This window comes from Lysobacter arseniciresistens ZS79, from assembly GCF_000768335.1.
GTDB classification, from domain to species: domain Bacteria; phylum Pseudomonadota; class Gammaproteobacteria; order Xanthomonadales; family Xanthomonadaceae; genus Novilysobacter; species Novilysobacter arseniciresistens.
Window position 1 is genome coordinate 87450 of the sequence record NZ_AVPT01000008.1, and the last position, 17462, is coordinate 104911.

General features: G+C 69.9%; 15 protein-coding genes and 1 riboswitch. Of the genes, 10 read left to right on the forward strand and 5 right to left on the reverse strand.

Going from position 1 to position 17462, the window contains the following annotated elements:
- Positions 1–21: 21 nt before the first annotated feature.
- From N799_RS06280 to N799_RS06290, 3 genes are read left to right on the forward strand one after another with little or no spacing between them, the layout of a single operon-like run.
- The gene (locus tag N799_RS06280) at positions 22–2430 is read left to right on the forward strand and encodes a heavy metal translocating P-type ATPase (RefSeq protein WP_036209488.1); all 2409 of its coding nucleotides are present in this window, start codon (positions 22–24) and stop codon (positions 2428–2430) included.
- Complete coding sequence (gene ccoS, locus N799_RS16070; protein WP_081974742.1) at positions 2427–2687, forward strand: cbb3-type cytochrome oxidase assembly protein CcoS; 261 nt, start codon at positions 2427–2429, stop codon at positions 2685–2687. The genes N799_RS06280 and ccoS overlap by 4 nt, the downstream gene beginning before the upstream one ends.
- Positions 2688–2690: 3 nt before the next feature.
- Positions 2691–3416, forward strand: coding sequence for a sulfite exporter TauE/SafE family protein (locus tag N799_RS06290; RefSeq protein ID WP_036209491.1), 726 nt, complete (start codon positions 2691–2693; stop codon positions 3414–3416).
- 3 nt (positions 3417–3419) lie between these two features.
- Here the strand turns inward: N799_RS06290 and fnr are convergent, their stop codons facing one another.
- On the reverse strand, positions 3420–4181 hold the full coding sequence (gene fnr, locus N799_RS06295; RefSeq protein WP_036209493.1) for a fumarate/nitrate reduction transcriptional regulator Fnr: 762 nt from the start codon (positions 4179–4181) through the stop codon (positions 3420–3422).
- Positions 4182–4297: 116 nt separating this feature from the next.
- Here fnr and queD point away from each other — a divergent pair, with 116 nt between their 5' ends.
- Positions 4298–4666, forward strand: a complete 369-nt coding sequence (gene queD, locus N799_RS06300) for a 6-carboxytetrahydropterin synthase QueD (protein WP_036209496.1) — start codon at positions 4298–4300, stop codon at positions 4664–4666.
- Between the two features lie 95 nt (positions 4667–4761).
- Positions 4762–5208, forward strand: coding sequence for a phasin family protein (locus N799_RS06305; protein ID WP_081974746.1), 447 nt, complete (start codon positions 4762–4764; stop codon positions 5206–5208).
- Positions 5209–5286: 78 nt separating this feature from the next.
- Here the strand turns inward: N799_RS06305 and N799_RS06310 are convergent, their stop codons facing one another.
- From N799_RS06310 to bioD, 3 genes are all read right to left on the reverse strand, one after another.
- Entirely contained in the window at positions 5287–8367 is a 3081-nt protein-coding gene (locus tag N799_RS06310; RefSeq protein WP_036209498.1) for an efflux RND transporter permease subunit, read from the reverse strand.
- A 57-nt stretch (positions 8368–8424) separates the two neighbouring features.
- On the reverse strand, positions 8425–9582 hold the full coding sequence (locus N799_RS06315) for an efflux RND transporter periplasmic adaptor subunit (RefSeq protein ID WP_052101295.1): 1158 nt from the start codon (positions 9580–9582) through the stop codon (positions 8425–8427).
- Between the two features lie 169 nt (positions 9583–9751).
- Complete coding sequence (gene bioD, locus N799_RS06320) at positions 9752–10444, reverse strand: dethiobiotin synthase (protein WP_036209501.1); 693 nt, start codon at positions 10442–10444, stop codon at positions 9752–9754.
- A 60-nt stretch (positions 10445–10504) separates the two neighbouring features.
- Between bioD and N799_RS06325 the strand changes: the two genes are divergently transcribed.
- The 5 genes from N799_RS06325 (at position 10505) to N799_RS15250 (ending at position 14951) form a co-directional block, all read left to right on the forward strand.
- A complete protein-coding gene (locus N799_RS06325) occupies positions 10505–10987 on the forward strand; it encodes a GAF domain-containing protein (protein WP_036209503.1) in 483 nt (160 codons plus the stop codon).
- On the forward strand, positions 10984–11334 hold the full coding sequence (locus tag N799_RS06330; RefSeq protein WP_052101296.1) for a TfoX/Sxy family protein: 351 nt from the start codon (positions 10984–10986) through the stop codon (positions 11332–11334). The genes N799_RS06325 and N799_RS06330 overlap by 4 nt, the downstream gene beginning before the upstream one ends.
- 26 nt (positions 11335–11360) lie before the next feature.
- A riboswitch (cobalamin riboswitch) is annotated at positions 11361–11602 on the forward strand.
- A 131-nt stretch (positions 11603–11733) separates the two neighbouring features.
- Positions 11734–13617 carry a TonB-dependent vitamin B12 receptor gene (gene btuB / locus N799_RS06335; RefSeq protein ID WP_036209505.1) on the forward strand — a complete coding sequence of 628 codons (1884 nt, stop codon included), beginning with the start codon at positions 11734–11736 and terminating at the stop codon, positions 13615–13617.
- A gap of 300 nt (positions 13618–13917) precedes the next feature.
- Positions 13918–14388, forward strand: a complete 471-nt coding sequence (locus N799_RS15245; RefSeq protein ID WP_152597841.1) for a hypothetical protein — start codon at positions 13918–13920, stop codon at positions 14386–14388.
- 200 nt (positions 14389–14588) lie between these two features.
- Positions 14589–14951: a hypothetical protein gene (locus N799_RS15250; protein ID WP_152597842.1), complete on the forward strand. Its 363-nt coding sequence runs from the start codon at positions 14589–14591 to the stop codon at positions 14949–14951.
- Between the two features lie 80 nt (positions 14952–15031).
- Here the strand turns inward: N799_RS15250 and N799_RS06350 are convergent, their stop codons facing one another.
- Positions 15032–17242 carry a TonB-dependent receptor gene (locus N799_RS06350; protein WP_036209510.1) on the reverse strand — a complete coding sequence of 737 codons (2211 nt, stop codon included), beginning with the start codon at positions 17240–17242 and terminating at the stop codon, positions 15032–15034.
- Between the last annotated feature and the right edge of the window lie 220 nt (positions 17243–17462).

Sequence of the window (17462 nt, forward strand, 5' to 3'; positions counted from 1 at the left end):
GTGGCGACGCTGTCCCATGCGATGACGGCCGTCGAAGGCCGGCTGCCGGCAATGGCGGACGGTGCCTGCCACCACTGCGGCGAGGCGCTGCCGGCCAACCCGGCCCGGGCGGTGTTCGAAGGCCGCCCGCGCGCGTTCTGCTGCGAGGGCTGCGCCGCGGCCGCGCAGTGGATCGACGGCGCCGACCTCGGTGACTACTACCGCCTGCGCAGCGAGCGCGCCGCGCGGGTCGGCACCGAGCCGGTCGACCTGGCCGTATGGGACCGCGACGAGCTGTTGGCCGAGCACGCCCACGACATCGACGGCGGCCGCGAGATCACCCTGCTGACCGACGGCATGCGCTGCGCCGCCTGCGCGTGGCTGATCGACCGCGCGCTGGCGCGCCAGCCCGGCGTGCTGGAGGCCAGCGCCAACGCCGTCACCGGCCGCATCCGGCTGGCCTGGGACCCGGCCACCACCGCGCTGTCGGGCGTACTGCGGCAACTGGTCACGCTCGGCTACCGGCCCTACCTCGCCGGCGGCCAGGCGCGCGAGGCCGAGCACCGCCGCGAGCGCAACCGCGACCTGATCCGCATCGGCATCGCCGGGCTCGGCTCGATGCAGGCGATGATGCTGGCCGAGGCGCTGTACCTCGACTTCGGCAACACGATGTCGCTGCCGACCCGCGACTTCTTCCGCTGGATCACCTTCCTCGTCTCGACCCCCGTGGTGTTCTACGCCGGCTGGCCGTTCATCGAGGGCGCACTGCGCGAACTGCGCCAGCGCCGGCTCGGAATGGACCTGTTGATCGCCGGCTCGACCCTGCTGGCGTGGGGCGCGAGCGTGTTCGAAACCGTCCGCGGCGGCGAGCACGTCTGGTACGACGCCGCGGTGATGTTCGTGTTCCTGCTGCTGGCCGCGCGGATGCTGGAAAAGCGCGCGCGCAGCATCGCCGGCGCGCAGGTCGACGCACTGGCGCGGGCGCGGCCGGCGTTCGCCACGCGTGAGCTTGCCGGTGGCGGCCGCGAGTCGGTGCCGCTGGCGGCGCTGGCGGTTGGCGACATCGCCTGCGTGGCGGTCGGCGAGGTGGTGCCGGCCGACGGCGAGCTGCTGGCGCCGGCGCGGTTCGAGGAGGCGCTGCTCACCGGTGAGCCGCACCCGGTGGCCAAGGACGCCGGCGCCGCGGTGTATGCCGGTACGGTCTGCCGCGAGCAGCCCGCGCGCCTGCGGGTGACCGGCACCGGCAGCGGCACGCGGCTGTCGCAGCTGACCCGGCTGGTCGAGCGCGCGCAGTCTCAGCGCCCGGCGCTGGCACTGGCGGCCGACCGCATCGCCCACCGCTTCGTCGCCGGCCTGATGCTGGCGACCCTCGCGGTGTTCATCGGCTGGCGCATCCACGACCCGGCGCGCGCGTTCGAGGTCACCCTCGCGCTGCTGATCATCAGTTGCCCCTGCGCGCTGTCGCTGGCGGTGCCGGCGGCGCTGGCCGCCGCCCACGGCGCGCTGGCGCGGATCGGCGTGCTGGCGGTGCGCGACAACGCCCTCGACCGCCTCGCCCAGGCCACCGACGTGGTGTTCGACAAGACCGGCACGCTCAGCGACGGCCGGCCGGTGCTGGCCGGCGTCGAGGCCTTCGGCGGCTATAGCGAGGAGCAGGTGCTGCGCATCGCCGCGGCGCTGGAGCGCGACAGCGGCCACCCGATCGCGCGCGCGTTCGGCGACATCGCCAACGCGCCGCTGGCGACCGGACTGAGGGCGGTGCCGGGACAGGGCGTGGTCGGCACCGTCGACGACGAGCGCTGGCGGCTGGGCCGCCCGGGCTTCGCCGCCAGCACCGGCGACGACGGCCGGCTGTGGCTCGGCGACGGCAGCCGCGCGATCGCCCGCTTCACCCTGCGCGAGTCCGAGCGCCCCGACGCGCGCGGCGCGGTGGCGGCGCTGCGCGACGCCGGCCTTGCGGTGCACCTGTCCAGCGGCGACGCGGCCGGCCCGGTGCAACGCTTCGCCGACGCGCTCGGCATCGACCGGGCGCACGCACGGCAGAGCCCGGAGGACAAGCTGGCGTTCGCGCGCGGGTTGCAGGCCGACGGCCGGGTGGTGGCGATGGTCGGAGACGGCCTCAACGACGCGCCGGTGCTGGCCGGCGCCGACGTCTCGCTGGCGGTCGCCGACGGCGCCGCGCTGGCCCAGCGCGCGGCGGACCTGGTGCTGACCGGCCACTCGCTGTCGCGGGTGCCACAGGCGGTCGCGATCGCCCGCCGCACCCGTCGGGTGATCCGGCAGAACCTCGGCTGGGCCGCCGGCTACAACCTGCTGGCGCTGCCGCTGGCCGCCGCCGGGCTGGTGACGCCGTGGATCGCCGCGCTCGGCATGGCCGTGTCGTCGCTGGTGGTCACCGCCAACGCGCTGCGCCTGGCCCGCGTTCCCGACATCGAACAGGCCGGCCGGTGAACATCCTGCTGCTGATGATCCCGCTGAGCCTGCTGCTGCTCGCCGCCGCGGTCTGGGCGTTCGTGTGGGCGGTGCGCCGCGGCCAGTTCGAGGACCTCGACACGCCGGCGATCGACATCCTGCGCGAGGATCCGCACGAGCGCGCGCAGCGGCTGCAACGCGACGCCGCGGCCACACCGGTCGACGGCGACGCCGCGGATTCCGCGCCGCCCGCCGACGCGGGCGGTCGCGATGCCCCGACCGCCGGCAGGGACTGAGCCATGCCGATCGACTGGCTGACCCTCGGCGCGGCGCTGCTCAGCGGCGTGCTCGGCGGCGCCCACTGCGCGGCGATGTGCGGCGGCATCGCCACCGGCTTCTCCGCCGCGGGCGGGCGCAGCGGCTGGATCGCGGCGCTGGAGCCCAACGCCGGGCGGGTGCTCGGCTACACCCTGGCCGGCGCGATCGCCGGCGGGCTCGGCCACGGCATCCTCGACATCGCCCGGCTCGACTGGCTGGCGATGGGCCTGCGCGCGGCGGTCGGGGTGGTGCTGGTGGTCGTCGCCCTGCGGCTGCTCGACACCCGCGGCCGGCTGCGCTTCCTGCCGCGCCCGGGCGCCGGGCTGTGGCGCTGGCTGCAACCGCTGCAGCGGCGGCTGCTGCCAGCCGACACGCCCGCGCGGCGGATCGGGCTGGGCATGCTGTGGGGCTGGATGCCCTGCGGGCTCAGCACCACCCTGCTGGCCGCCGCCTGGCTGCAGGCCGACGCCCGCAACGGCGCGCTGACGATGGCCGCGTTCGGCCTCGGCACGCTGCCGCTGATGCTGCCGTTGACGTGGTCCGGCGCGCGGCTCGGCCAGCGCCTGCAGCGTCGCGGCTGGCGCCACGCGGCCGCGGCGCTGGTGCTGGTCGCCGGCGTGCTGACGATCGCCTCGCCGTGGCTGATGCAGGTGCCGGCGGTGCACGGCTGGCTGACCGCACTGGGCTGCCTGCCGCGGACGGTGTGACCGTCAGGAGCGCGCGCGCCGCGGCGCCGGTGGGCCCGCCTCGACGCCGTGGGCCAACCGGGCCAGCTCGGCCGCGTCGAGGATCTCGACCCGCCGCCCGGCCACCGCGATCACCCCGTCGTCCTGCAGGCGCGAGAACCCCCGGCTGACCGTCTCAAGCGCGAGGCCGAGGAAGCGCGCGATGTCCTCGCGGCTCATCGGCAGGCGGAACCGGCTGCCGGACTCGCCGATGTTGCGCAGCCGCTCGCCCAGCCCGTGCAGGAACAGCGCGATGCGCTCGTTGGCCTGCCGCCGCACCAGCATGCTCAAGTGATCCTGGTCGCGTTCGACGCCCTGGCCGATCACCCGCAGCAGTTGCTGCTGCAGGCTCGGCAACCGGCTGGCGATCGCCGCCAGCTGCTCGAACGGCAACTCGCAGACGTTGGCCGTGCCCAGCGCGACCGCCTCGACCCGGTGCCGGCCGTGGCCGAGCCCGTCCAGCCCGATCAGCTCGCCGGGCAGGTGGAAACCGATCACCTGTTCCTCGCCGTCCTCGCTGGTGCTGACGGTCTTGAAGGCACCGTCGCGCGCGACGTACACGGAAGCCATCGTGTCGCCGGGGCGGAACAGCCGCTCCCCGGCCGCGACCGGCCGCTTGCGGCGGACGATCTCGTCCAGTTGCTTCAGGTCGTCCTGGCCGATGCCGGCCGGCAGGCACAACTGCTGCAGCGAGCACTGCGCGCAGCCGCGGCGCAGCTGGACCAGGTCGACAACGTTGGTTTCCATCCCGGTATCGTGCCACGTCGGGCGCTCCGGACGAACCCGCGGCGGCCCCCGGACCGGCGCCGCAACGGCCCCCACAAGCCCCGCAGCACAAGGCCCGGCGGCGATAGAATGCGCCGATGGACATCTTCAAGACCTTCACCCTGGAAGCCGCGCACCGCCTGCCCAACGTCCCCGAGGGCCACAAGTGCGCGCGCCTGCACGGGCACTCCTTCCGGGTCGAGATCCACCTGCGCGGCGACATCGGCGCAGACACCGGCTGGGTGATGGACTTCGCCGACGTCAAGCGCGCGTTCCAGCCGCTGTACGACCGCCTCGACCACCACTACCTCAACGACATCGAGGGGCTGGAGAACCCGACCAGCGAGCGCCTCGCGGTGTGGATCTGGGAGCGGCTGAAGCCCGCGTTGCCGCTGCTGGCCGAAGTGGTGGTGCACGAAACCTGCACCTCCGGCTGCCGCTACCGGGGCGACCAGTCGCAAGCCTGAACGCTCCATCCGGGCATGTTGCATCGCAACAATGGCCGCGCTATGCTGCACCGCACAAACCGGCAAACCCTTTGCCGGCGCAGCAGGAGCCCGCCATGTACCAGCAGTTCAACGAACAGTTCGCCGCCGCGACGCGCCAGTTCGCGGAAACCGCGGCACAGGTCAACCGCCTCGCCCTCGACAACGCCGGTGCCGTGTTCGGCCTGCAGCTGGCCGCGATCGAGGACCGCGCCAACGCCACCTTCGCCTTCCTCGGCGAAGCCACCCAGGTGCGTGACGCCGAGGGCCTGAAGGACCTGCTGCCGAAGGCCGCACAGGTCGCCCGCGAGAACATCGAGCGCGGCGTCGCCGCCGGCCAGGAAGTGCTCGGCCGCACGGTCAAGACCAACGAGCGCATCGCCGAGGTCGCCCGCGCCCAGTTCGAGTCCGCCGCCCGCACCACCCAGGCCAACGTCGAGCAGGCCACCCGCGCCGCCGCCGAGAAGGCCGAGGCCTACGTCGACAGCGCGACCAAGGGCAGCAAGGCGCGCCCGGTCAAGTAAGTCCGTCTCTCTCTCCGGCTTCGGCAGGAACACGAAACCCGGCAGCAGGCGCTGCCGGGTTTTTTGTTGCCTGCGATCTCAGCCGGCGGACTCCGCTCCCGCGTGGCCGGCTTCGCGCCGCGCCTGCGCGGCCGCGGCCTTCTGGTGGTTGCGGCCGATCAGCAGGTACATCACCGGCACCACGAACAGGGTGAAGAAGGTGCCGATGCCCATGCCACCTACGATCACCCAGCCGATCTGGTTGCGCGCCTCGGCGCCGGCACCCGACGCGATCGCCAGCGGCAGCGAGCCGAGCACCATCGCGCCGGTGGTCATCAGGATCGGCCGAAGGCGCAGCGCCGCGGCGTCCACCACCGCCTCGAACTTCGCCCGCCCCTGCTCCTGCAGCTGGTTGGAGAACTCCACGATCAGGATGCCGTGCTTGGCGATCAGGCCGACCAGCGTCACCAGGCCGATCTGCGAGTAGATGTTCCAGCTGCCTCCGCTCAACTTGAGCGCGAGGAACGCACCGAACGCCGCCAGCGGCACCGCCAGCAGGATCACCAGCGGGTCGACCCAGCTCTCGAACTGCGCCGCCAGCACCAGGAAGATGAACACCACCGCGAGCCCGAAGATCATCGCGAAATCGCTGGACGACTCGCGGAACTCGCGGCTCTGCCCGGACAGGTCGTAGGTCGCCTCCGGCGCGACCTCGGCCAGCGCGGCCTCCATCCAATCCAGCGCCTCGCCCATCGGGTAGCCCGGCGCGAGGCCGGCGCTGATCGTCGCCGATCGCATCTTGTTGAAGTGGTTGAGCTCCTTGGCCGCGACCGTCTCGGTCACGTCGACCAGGTTGGACAGCTGCACCATCTGCCCGTCGCCGCCACGCACGTAGATGTTGGACAGGTCGCCCGGGGTGCGGCGGTCGGCGTCCTCGACCTGCACCACCACGTCGTACTGCTCGGAGCCGCGCTTGAAGCGGGTGACGTTGCGCCCGCCCAGCAGCGTCTCCAGCGTGTGGCCGACGGTGGCGACGTCGCTGCCGACCGCCGCGACCTTCTCGCGGTTGACGCTGATGCTCAGCTGCGGCTTGTTGAGCTTGAGGTCGCTGTCGGGGTTGGTCAGGTTCGGGTTCTCGGCCATCTTCGCCATCATTTTCTGGACGACGACGCCGAGCTCCTCCCAGGTGCCGGTGCTCTGCACCACGAAGTTGACCGGCTGGCCGAAGCCTTCCTGCCCCAGCGGCGGCGGCAGGGTCGGGAACGCCATGATCCCCGGGATGCCCATGAACTGCGGGAACAGTGCGCCCTGCACCTCGGCCACCGAGACGTCGCGCTCGTCCCAGTCCTCCAGCATCACAAAGCCGATCGTGTTGGTCACCGCCGGGAAGCCGACCAGCTGGAAGTAGCTGACCACCGACGGCGCGCTGGCGAAGCCCTGCTCCATCATCCGCGCGTAGCGGTCGGTGTAGTCGACGGTCGAGCCTTCCGGCGCCTGCCCGAAGCCGATGATGACGCCCTGGTCCTCCTGCGGCGCGAGCTCACGCGGCAGGGTCACGAACAGCACGATTGCCAGCGCGAACACGCCGAGGCCGACGCCGACCACGGCCCAGCGCAGCTTCAGCGCGCGCGTCAGCACCGCGCGGTAACCGTCGTCCAGCTTGCGCAGCACGCGCTCGCCCATCTCGTAGAAGCGGCCGTGCTTCTTCTCGTGGCGCAGCAGCTTGGACGACATCATCGGCGACAGCGCCAGCGCGGTGAAACCCGACACCAGCACCGCGCCGGCGAGGGTCAGCGCGAACTCGACGAACAGCTTGCCGGTGCGCCCGGTCGAGAACGCCAGCGGCACGTACACCGCGGCCAGCGTCAACGTCATCGCGACGATCGCGAAGCCAATCTCCTTGCTGCCCTGCAGCGCCGCCTGGTACGGCGGCATGCCTTCCTCGATGTGCCGGTAGATGTTCTCCAGCATCACGATCGCGTCGTCGACCACCAGCCCGATCGCCAGCACCATCGCCAGCAGGGTGAGGGTGTTGATGGTGAAGCCGAACGCCAGCATCAGCGCGAACGCGCCGATCAGAGAAACCGGGATCGTCACCAGCGGGATCAGCGTCGCGCGCCAGCTGCGCAGGAACAGGAAGATCACCACGACGACCAGCAGCACCGCCTCGATCACGGTCTTGTAGACCTCCTCGATCGACTTCTCGATGAAGATCGTCGAGTCGAACGCGATGTCGAGCTTCAGCCCTTCCGGCAGCGTGCGCTGGATCTGCGGCACCAGCTCCTGCAGCGCGGCCGAGATCTCCAGCGGGTTGGCGACCGCCTGCTTGGTGATGCCCAGCGGCACCGCGTTGACGCCGTTGTAGCGCGCGCGGAAGCGCTCCTGCTGCGCGCCCAGCTCGACCTTGGCGACGTCGCGCAGCCGCACCAGGTAGCCGTTGGACTGGCCGAGGATGACCTCGCCGAACTCCTCCGGCGTCTGCAGGTCGGTCGCCGGCAGCACGGTGAACTCGCGGTCGGTGCCTTCGACGCGGCCGGCCGGGATCTCGACGTTCTGGTTGCGCAGCGCGCGTTCGACGTCGGCCGGAACCAGACCGAAACCGGCCAGCCGCTGCGGCTGGATCCAGATGCGCATCGCGTAGGTCGGCGCGAACACCTGCGCCTGGGCGACGCCGGGGATCTGCTGGATCCGGTCCTTGACCATGCGCTCGGCGTAGTCGGCGATCTCGACCTGGCTGTGCCGGTCGGACGAGAACGCCATGAAGATGATCGGCTCGGCGTCGGCCTCCTGCTTCTGCACGATCGGCTCGTCGACCTCGTCGGGCAGTTGCTGGCGGGCCTGCGCCACGCGGTCGCGCACGTCGCTCGCCGCACCGTCGGGATCGCGGTCGAGGCGGAACCGGATGGTCACCTGGCTGGACTGCTCGCGGCTGACCGACTGCATGTACTCGATGCCTTCGACACCCGACAGCGCGTCCTCGATCGGCTGGGTGACCTGCGACTCCATCACCTGCGCGCTGGCGCCGGGGTAGGACGTGTTGACCGTCACCACCGGGGTGTCGACGTTGGGGATCTGCCGGACCGCGAGGCGGTCGTAGGCGATGACGCCCAACAGCAGCACCACCAGGTTGATGACGGTGGCGAAGACGGGGCGGCGGATCGAGATGTCGGACAGGACCATGGGGCGTCTCTCGGCGTGTGCGGGTTCCCCTCCGCCGGGCGGAAGGAGCGGCGCGGCTTACTCGGCGTCCGCGGCGTCCGTGGCGGGCGCGTCGCCGGGCGCATCGGCCGGGGCGTCCGCCGGCGCGCCGGCGGGCGCGGCGCCAGCGGCACCGGCTGGCGGCAGCACCATCACCGGCACGCCGTCCTGCATCGTCGGCTTGCCCTGGCCGGCGACGATCACCACATCGCCGGCCTGCAGGCCTTCCACCACCTGCACCTTGCCGGGCACGCGGCGGCCGGTGGTGACCTCGGTGCGCACGGCCTTGCCGTCGACGACGGTGAAGACGAAGCGGGTCTCGCCCTCCTGCATCAGCGCCTGCTCGGGGATCAGCAGCGCCTCGCCGCCGGTGCTGGTGTCGAGCGTGAGCCGGGCGAACTGGCCCGGGCGCAGGCGGAAGTCCGGGTTGGCGATCTGCGCGCGCAACTGCACGCTGCGGCTGTTGGGGTCGATCACCGGCGCGATCGCGACCACCTGCCCGCCGAAGGCCTCGCCGGGAAACGCGTCGACGCTGACGCTGATCTTCTGGCCGGTATCCAGCTGCGGCAGCGCGCCTTCCGGCAGGCTGAAGTCGACCTCGATCGGGTCCATCCGCACCAGCGTCACGAGGTCCTGGCCGACGTTGACGAAGTCGCCGACGCTGACCTCGCGCAGGCCGATCTGGCCGGAGAACGGCGCCCGCAGGGTCATCTTCTCCAACGCGGTGCGGGCCGAGGCGACGCGGGCCTGGTCGACCGCGTAGTTGGCGCGGGTCTGGTCGTAGTCGGAGCGGGCGATCAGCTGCTCGCCGGCGAGTTCGGCGGCGCGGGCGTTGGCGCGGCGGCTGTTCTCGAGGTTGGCCTGGGCCTCGTTGAGGCTGGCGCGGGCGAGGCTGGCGTCGAGGCTGAACAGCGGTTGGCCGGCGCGGACGCGGCCGCCTTCCTCGAAGTGGATGCGCTCGATCCGGCCGCCGACTTCCGGCCGCACCACCACCGACTCGTCGGCGCGCAGGCTGCCGACGGTCTGCAGGCCGCCTTCCAGCGGCTGCGGCTGGATGGTCACCGCCTCGACCGGCAGTTGCATCCCGCCCGGCGGTCCGCCGCCGGCGGCACCTTCGGCGGCCGGGTCGCCACCGCATCCGCCCAGCGCCAGCGCGCCGGCGAGCAGCAGCCCAGTGAAAAGCAGATTGCGGCGCATGGGGGCCTCGTCAGCCATTTCGTGTACCGGGCAGTTTAGGGATGGCCGGCACCGCCTCCGCATGCCGGAAGTCAGCCCCGCCGATGGCACCGTCACCTTGGCGCAACGCTAGCGCCGCCCGGTTACGCCGGCGCGAAAACCTGCCTGGCCGGCGGGTGCGCCGTGGCCGTCAGTCCGGCAGCACGAGGTGCCGCGCCAGCAGGGCCGGGTCGGGCGTCGCCGCGTGCGGCAGCCGGCCCCAGCACGGCGCCGGCAGCCGGTCCCGCAGGATGGCGACGTTGTCGTCGATCCGCGCCATCGCCGGGTCGACCTCGTTGGCGACCCAGCCGGCCAGTTGCACGCCGTCGGCCTGCAACGCACGCACGGTCAGCCGGGCGTGGTTGATGCAGCCCAGCCGCAGCCCGACCACCAGCACGACCGGCAGCCGCAGCGCGCGCACCAGGTCGAGCTGGTCGAGCGTGTCCGACAGCGGTGCCATCCAGCCGCCAACCCCCTCGACCACGACCCGTTCGGCCTGCGCCGCGAGCCGCGCGTAGGCCGCCACCAGCGCTGCCAGCGACAGTTCGACGCCGTCGTCGCGCAGGGCCAGCTCCGGCGCCACCGGCGCGCGCAGCGCATACGGGTTGATGTCGCCGTAGACCGGGCGCGGGTCGCTGGCGGCCTGCAGCAGCAGCGCGTCCTCGTTGCGCCAGCCGTCGGCCGTGCGCTCGCAGCCGCTGGCGACCGGTTTCATCCCGACCGCGCGGACGCCGCGCGCGCGCAGGGCATGCAGCAGGGCGGCGGAGACCAGCGACTTGCCGACGCCGGTGTCGGTGCCGGTCACGTAGAAGTACGGGGGAACGTGCGCGGGGGATGTCTGCATGCCGCCATCGTAGACCCCGACGCAAGTGGGTCGCAGCGGCGTCGCTGCTACACTCGGCCGATGTTCACCGCCACCGCCCTGTCCGGCAGCAAGCCGGAGCAGTACGCCGAACTCGCCGCGCAGGCCCGCGCCCTGTTGGCCGGCGAATCGGACCGCATCGCCAACGCCGCCAACCTCTCCGCGCTGGTCTACCACGCACTGCCGGAACTCAACTGGGTCGGCTTCTACTTCTTCGACGGCCGCGAGCTGGTGGTCGGGCCGTTCCAGGGCCAACCGGCCTGCGTGCGGATCCCGCTCGACAAGGGCGTCTGCGGCGCCGCCGCGTCGACCCGCCAGAGCCAGCGGGTGGCCGACGTCGACGCCTTCCCCGGCCACATCGCCTGCGACTCGGCGTCGCGCTCGGAAGTGGTGGTGCCGCTGGTACTCGACGACGCGCTGGTCGGCGTGTTCGACATCGACAGCCCGCGGCGCGAACGTTTCGACGCGGACGACCAGCGCGGCTTCGAGGCACTCGCGCAGGTCTACCTGGAGTCGCTGCGATGAGCGAGGCCGCCAAGCTGCGCAACATCGGCCCGAAGTCGGCGGCGTGGCTGCGCCAGGTCGGCCTGCGCACGCGCGAGGAGATCGCCGAGGCCGGGCCGGTCGAGGCGTTCATGCGGATCAAGCGGGCCGGCTTCAAGCCGACCCTCAACCTGTTGTACGCGCTGGAAGGCGCCCTGCAGGACTGCCACTGGCAGGACGTGCCCGACGCCCGCCGCAGCGAGCTGGTCAGCGCCGCCGAGGCGGCGATCGCCGAGTTGCCGGCGCCGCGCCACAAGCCGCCGGCCGGGCCGGTGCGCACCACCGTGCTGGCGCCCGATACCGTCGCCGGTCGCCCGCAGGACGACTGACCGCGGCGCGGCGCCCGCAATCGCGTACACTGCGCCCGCTTCGAGGTGACCCGGCGGCGTCCTGCCAACGGGTTGAAACGGGAAGCCGGTGACGCCGCGGCGCATGCCACGGCCAGCCCGGCACTGCCCCCGCAACGGTAAGCGAGTGGATCCGCGCAGGCGGGTCCGGCCCGGGCCACCGCCACTGTGCAACCGCATGGGAAGGCGCCCCGGTCGTGTCGACGACACCCTCGCGAGTCCGGAGACCGGCCGCGGAGCTGACTGGTTGCGATGCGGCGGGCATGGCGGCGACGACGACGGCGCCTGCCCGCGCCGTCCCGGCCCGCACTCCTCTCCACGCGACTTCCCGATATCGGCACGGCACGCCGGGACGGCCGCCGTGCGCCTGGAGACACATCGATGCGCCTTCACCTCGCCCCGCTCGCCACCGCCATGGCGCTCGCCCTCCCCGCCGTCGCGCTGCCGGCCACCGCCCGCGCCGACGCCACCGCGCAGGCGACCGACCTCGACGAGGTCGTCGTCACCGCCACCCGCACCGCCACCACCGTCGCCCACACGCTGGCGCCGGTCGAGGTGATCGACCGCGACTCGATCGAGCGCAGCCAGGCGCGCTCGCTGCCCGACCTGCTGGCCGGCCGCGCCGGCATCTCGCTGGCCAACCAGGGCGGCGCCGGCAAGCTGACCACGCTGTTCCTGCGCGGCGCCGAGTCCGACCACATCGTGGTGCTGGTCGACGGCATCCGCATCGGCTCGCCCACCTCCGGCCTGGTGTCGCTGCAGAACCTTCCGCTGGCGCTGATCGAACGGGTCGAGATCGTCCGCGGGCCGCGTTCGAGCCTGTACGGCAGCGAGGCGATCGGCGGCGTGATCCAGATCTTCACCCGGCGCGAGGCGGCCGGCTGGGCACCGCGCATGCACGTCGGCGGCGGCAGCCATGGCGCGCACGACTTCGGCGTCGGTTTCGACGGGCGCGAGGGCCGCGCATGGTTCGGCGCCGACTACGCGTTCCAGCGCACGGAGGGCTTCAACGCCTGCGACGTCGCCGAGCCGACGCCGTTCTCCGGCGGCTGCTTCATCAGCGAGCCCGAGCCCGACCTCGACGGCTACATCCAGGACGCGCTGTCGCTGCGCGCCGGGATCGACCTCGACGACGCCTGGCAGATCTCCGCGCAGGCGCTGCGCAGCGAGGGCGAGAACGACTTCGACGGCGACTACGGCAACCGCTCCGAGACCGTGCAGCAGGTGGTCGGCGGCAACGTGCGCTGGCGCCCGTCCGACGCAATGCAGTTCAAGCTCACCGCCGGCCGCAACGTCGACGCCTCCGACCAGTTCAACGACGGCAGCTACACCGGCTACTTCGACACCGACCGCGACAGCGCCGCGCTGCAGGGCGACTTCGGCATCGCCGACGGACAGCTGCTGACAGCGGGCATCGACTGGCTGCGCGACCGCGTCGAGGGCAGCACCGTCTACGTCAGCGACGAGCGCGACAACCGCGCCGCGTTCGCCCAGTACCAGGGCCGCTTCGCCACCACGGCGGCCGGCACCCACGCCCTGCAGGCGGCGGTGCGCCGCGACGACAACGAGCAGTTCGGCGGCCACACCACCGGCAGCGTGTCGTGGGGGCTGGAGTTCGGCGGTGGCTGGCAGCTCGGCGCCGGCTGGGGCAGCGCGTTCAAGGCGCCGACCTTCAACGAGCTGTACTACCCGTTCTTCGGCAACCCCGACCTGCGGCCGGAGGAATCGCAGACCGTGGAGATCGGCATCGGCTGGGGCAACGACGACTTCGACATCCGCCTCGACGCGTTCGACACCAAGGTGGACGACCTGATCGCGTTCGACGCCGCGCTCAACCTGCCCAACAACATCGAGCGCGCCCGCATGCGCGGCGCCGAGCTCGGCGTCGACGCCACCGTCGCCGGCTGGCAGCTGGCCGCCAGCGCGAGCTGGCTCGACACCGGGAACCGCACGTTCGACACCGACCTCGAACTGCCGCGGCGCGCCCGCCACGGCGCCCGGATCGAGCTGGACCGTGCGTTCGGCAGGCTGGGCCTGGGCCTGACCGCCGTCGCCGAGGGCCCCCGCTACGACGACGTCGCCAACACCCGCCGCCTGCCCGGCTTCGCCACCCTCGACCTGCGGGCCGAGTACGCGCTGACCGACGCACTGACCGTGCAGGGCCGCGTCGCCAACGTGTTCGACCGCGATTACGAGACGGTGGCGTTCTACAACCAGCCGGGACGGGAGTGGTTCGTGACGCTGCGGTACGCGCCGACGCCGTAGTCCCCGCACGCTACACCCGCCACAGGAAACGAAGCCCGGCATCCACGTGACCCTGGCTCCGGGCTTCGAGCACACCGAGCTGCTGGGCAAGTAAAGCGAAACTGGCGGGGGGGCCTCCAGGAAGGCCGCCGGGAATTTCCCGGCGGCCTTTTTTGGCAGCGCTCGACTTGCCCATCGTTTCCTTTTCGTACCGCGGATGTACGGCAAACGCGGGACGGGAGCGTGTTCAAAACCAATTCACTGCATCGCGCGCATTTTTCGCTCATGTCCTGCACTGCCGCAGGCGCTGAGGAGAATGCAATGAAACATGTATCCCGTTGGTGGGTCTCTACGGCACTTGTCCTCGGGTTGGGCCTGGGCGGCCTAGGCCAGGCTCAGGCGCAGGATTCCTTGGCCCGGGTGCTGGTAGATGTCGCGGATGTGGTGATGCGCGGCGGCGCTCCCTACTACCGCTATGGAAATTACGGTTATCAGGATCGCCTGGTTGTGCAATATGACCATCACGGACGCCCTGTGTATTACCGGAACGTCTATTCCGACGATGGGCATCACGACATGGACCACGGCACCGGCTATTCCGGATCGAATGGCTACTACGCGGATCCGCAGTATGGCAATGCCTACGGCTACCGCCGCGACGCGAACTATTCGAGCTATTACAGGTACGCAAACCCAACCAATTACAACCGCGGCTACTCCAACCGCCGGCATCGGCAGCATGATCGGCACCACGAGCATGACTGCCTGGATCACGGCCAGTGTGGCCATTGATTTCCGAACGGCGCCCATGGGCGCCGTTCCTTTTTCGACGCCTCATACATTCGCGATTCTGACGCCGGGCGGGAAAGCTGAAGGTCCGCCAACAGCGCCTCAAAATGGCGGTCATGCCTGCTCCACTTTCGCGATTTAGGCGTTTAATGAGACGTCGGCATGTTCGTGCCGAGCGAACGTCACGTTCGCGGAGGTGTGTCATGAAACTTCAGGCTCTCGCTACCGGGCTAGTCTTGCTGGTAGTCGCAGGATGCGCCTCGTATCAGCCATACGGCTCCGGCACCTACTACTCCGGCTATCCAGCCTATGGCTACGGCGGGTCCGCGATGTGTTACAGCCCGTACGGCTACAGCTACGGTTGCCGCGGTGGCTATATTCCCGGCTGGTATTCGGGATACGGCGTCACCCTCGGCTATTACGGTGGATATCACGGCCACTACTACGGAGGGCGCCACGGCGACGTTTCGCATACCGGCTGGCACAGCGGGCCGCATGGCAGCGGTAGCATGCGGCACAGCGGCTCGCATATTGGTATCCACCATGGACACCATTCCGGCCATTAAGAGTTATTGGCCGGCCAGTCATCAGTTGCGAATGAAAAAGAGCCCGCAGCGGGCGGGCTCTTTTCGTTCCGCATTGACGGTCAGAATCGGAATCGAGCGCTCACAAAGTAGCCACGCGGTGCACCGGTCGTGATATTGGTATCGCTATGCGCTGAAGGGAAATATTTCTTGTTGAACAGATTTTCGACGTTCAGCTGGAAATCGATGTCATCGTTAACCTTGTAGTACACGGCACCGTCATAGCGGGTGTAACTCTTCAGCGTCACGAGGTTGCTGGTCGTGGTGTAGGACTCACCGCGATAAATTGCCCCCAGGCCGACGCCCCAGTTCGGCGAGAAGTCATAGCGATTCCACAAGCCCACCATCTGCTTGGGTGACTGCGCCAACTCCGTGCCTTTCGGCGTCACGCTGGTTGCCGAGGTGCGGATGTCCTGGGTGATCTCGGCTTCCTGATAGGTATAGCTGGCGATCATCTGCCAGGCCTGGGTGATTTCGCCGCTCAGCGACAACTCGACACCTTCGGTACGCTGGCTGTCTCCGGAGAACAGGATCATTCGCGTATTGGTCGGGTCGGTCGGATCGATCACTGCGACGTTACTACGATCGAGACGGAACAGCGCAGCCGTTGCACCTAGGCGCGGCGTGATGTCCCACTTCGCGCCAATCTCGTAGTTCTTGTATTCCTCGGGGTCCAGCGACTGGGTGCTCGCTGTGAGCGAGGCCATCTGTTCGCCCGAACGCGGCAAGTATGTAATGCCGTAGCTGGTGTACAGCGAAATGTTTTCCGCCGGCTTGTAGATGAGGCCGACCCGTGGGGAGAGCAGGTCATCGGACGATGACAGGTAGCGGTTGGCCGCACTGGTTGACGCCCGCAGATCCTGGAAGTCGACGTCGAAGCGGTCGTAACGCAGGCCAACCAGCGCCTCCCACCGCGGCGAGAACTTAATCTGGTCTTGCACGTACACCGCGGCAATCTTGGTGACGCCCGTGTTGTTGGCATCGCTGCCGCTATTGGTATACGTCACCGGAACCGAAACCGTCGGATTGGCGAGCGGCACCAAGCAACTGGTCGCAGTGCTTCCGGCCAAGCATGGGCTCTGGGCCGGCACCGCGAACCGGCCCGTCCTGCGCAGGTTGTCGGTTACTTGACGGCCGAATTCAGCGCCAGCCATGAACTTGTGTTCGATCGACGCCGTTGTGGCGGAGAAAATCAGGTCGGTCTGGTTGAACAGGTTCTCCCGCTCGGTGAGATTGTTGTAAGCCGAGAGGCTGACCGTCGTCGCGGCACCGTTTACGCTGGCCGGAAAAACGTTCTGATAGAACTTGTCGTACTCCGCATAGCGAGTCCGGTTGCGCAGCAGCAAGCCGCCGAAGTCGTGCTCCACCAGCGCATTGAATGCATTGACATCCACCCAGGTCGGGCTGCCGGCGGGATCGCCGAAGAATGTCTCGCGGTCAGTCTCGACCGGATGGCGAGTGCCGTTGAACGCGTTCGCGTAGCTGGGAATGCCACGGTCGGCGGTGCGCTCGTCGTGGAAGTACTCGTAGCCGAGCGTGATCAGCGTATTTTCGCCCGGACGTAACGATAGGGTCGGATTGATGCCCTCGCGCTTCAGCTCGAAGCCATCGCGGAAACCCTCCGAATCTTCGTAGACGCCAGTAACGCGGAAGGCCGCCACGTCATTGAGCGCCTGGTTGAAGTCGGCGGTCAGGCGCTTCTTGTCCCACGAGCCGACCTGCAGGCCGACTTCCCGGCCGGAATCCCAGTCTGCAACCTTGGTGACGCGATTGAGCAGGCCACCCGGGCTGCCTCGGCCGAAGATCATCGCGTTCGGCCCCTTGAAGGCCTCGATGCGGTCGATGTTGTAGGTGTCGCGGAAATACTGCACGTCATCGCGCATGCCGTCAATGAACAGGTCGGCGGTCGAACTATTGCCACGAAAGACCAGGCCGTCGCGGTTGCCTTCGCCCTGCGTGACGCCGATACCCGGCACATAACGCACGGCATCGGCCATCCCCTGAACGCCCAAGTCCTGAATGAGGTCTTGGGTGATCACGGTGACCGCCTGCGGGACGTCGTTCAGATCGGTATCGGTCTTGGTCGCAGACGTCGAATGCTTCTGCACATAGCCGTAATCGACCTTTCCGATTACCTCAACGGTGTCGAGCTCGGTGGCCTGCTGGCTACTGGCCGCCGCGGAAGTCTGGGCGTGGGCCGGAGCGACGAGGGCAAGCGCGAGGGCGGCAGCCAGCGGGCTGGCGGCCAGAGTCTTGATGGTGGTGGCGTTCATGGTTCCCGTATGGAAGGTCTGCGGCTATGCCGCGGTGGGCGCCATGTTAATGAGAATCGTTATCATGAACAAGATGGCGGGACACCCGCGGATGAGCGAGGTTGGTGGCGACCGCACTGTCTGAGCCGAGTCCCTGGCCGATCTGCAAAAGGTGGGACAGCCGAGTGGATTGAGCTTTTACTGGACCTAATTCCAGAATCGGTGAGCCCGGGGGGGGGGG

Coding starts and splice junctions, on each gene's coding strand:
- N799_RS06290 (WP_036209491.1), top strand. CDS start 2,691: ATGCCGATCGACTGGCTGACCCTCGGCGCGGCGCTGCTCAGCGGCGTG.
- N799_RS06325 (WP_036209503.1), top strand. CDS start 10,505: ATGTTCACCGCCACCGCCCTGTCCGGCAGCAAGCCGGAGCAGTACGCC.
- N799_RS06350 (WP_036209510.1), bottom strand. CDS start 17,242: ATGAACGCCACCACCATCAAGACTCTGGCCGCCAGCCCGCTGGCTGCC.
- queD (WP_036209496.1), top strand. CDS start 4,298: ATGGACATCTTCAAGACCTTCACCCTGGAAGCCGCGCACCGCCTGCCC.
- N799_RS06280 (WP_036209488.1), top strand. CDS start 22: ATGACGGCCGTCGAAGGCCGGCTGCCGGCAATGGCGGACGGTGCCTGC.
- N799_RS06310 (WP_036209498.1), bottom strand. CDS start 8,367: ATGGTCCTGTCCGACATCTCGATCCGCCGCCCCGTCTTCGCCACCGTC.
- N799_RS15245 (WP_152597841.1), top strand. CDS start 13,918: ATGAAACATGTATCCCGTTGGTGGGTCTCTACGGCACTTGTCCTCGGG.
- N799_RS06330 (WP_052101296.1), top strand. CDS start 10,984: ATGAGCGAGGCCGCCAAGCTGCGCAACATCGGCCCGAAGTCGGCGGCG.
- bioD (WP_036209501.1), bottom strand. CDS start 10,444: ATGCAGACATCCCCCGCGCACGTTCCCCCGTACTTCTACGTGACCGGC.
- N799_RS06305 (WP_081974746.1), top strand. CDS start 4,762: ATGTACCAGCAGTTCAACGAACAGTTCGCCGCCGCGACGCGCCAGTTC.
- fnr (WP_036209493.1), bottom strand. CDS start 4,181: ATGGAAACCAACGTTGTCGACCTGGTCCAGCTGCGCCGCGGCTGCGCG.
- N799_RS15250 (WP_152597842.1), top strand. CDS start 14,589: ATGAAACTTCAGGCTCTCGCTACCGGGCTAGTCTTGCTGGTAGTCGCA.
- btuB (WP_036209505.1), top strand. CDS start 11,734: ATGCGCCTTCACCTCGCCCCGCTCGCCACCGCCATGGCGCTCGCCCTC.
- N799_RS06315 (WP_052101295.1), bottom strand. CDS start 9,582: ATGCGCCGCAATCTGCTTTTCACTGGGCTGCTGCTCGCCGGCGCGCTG.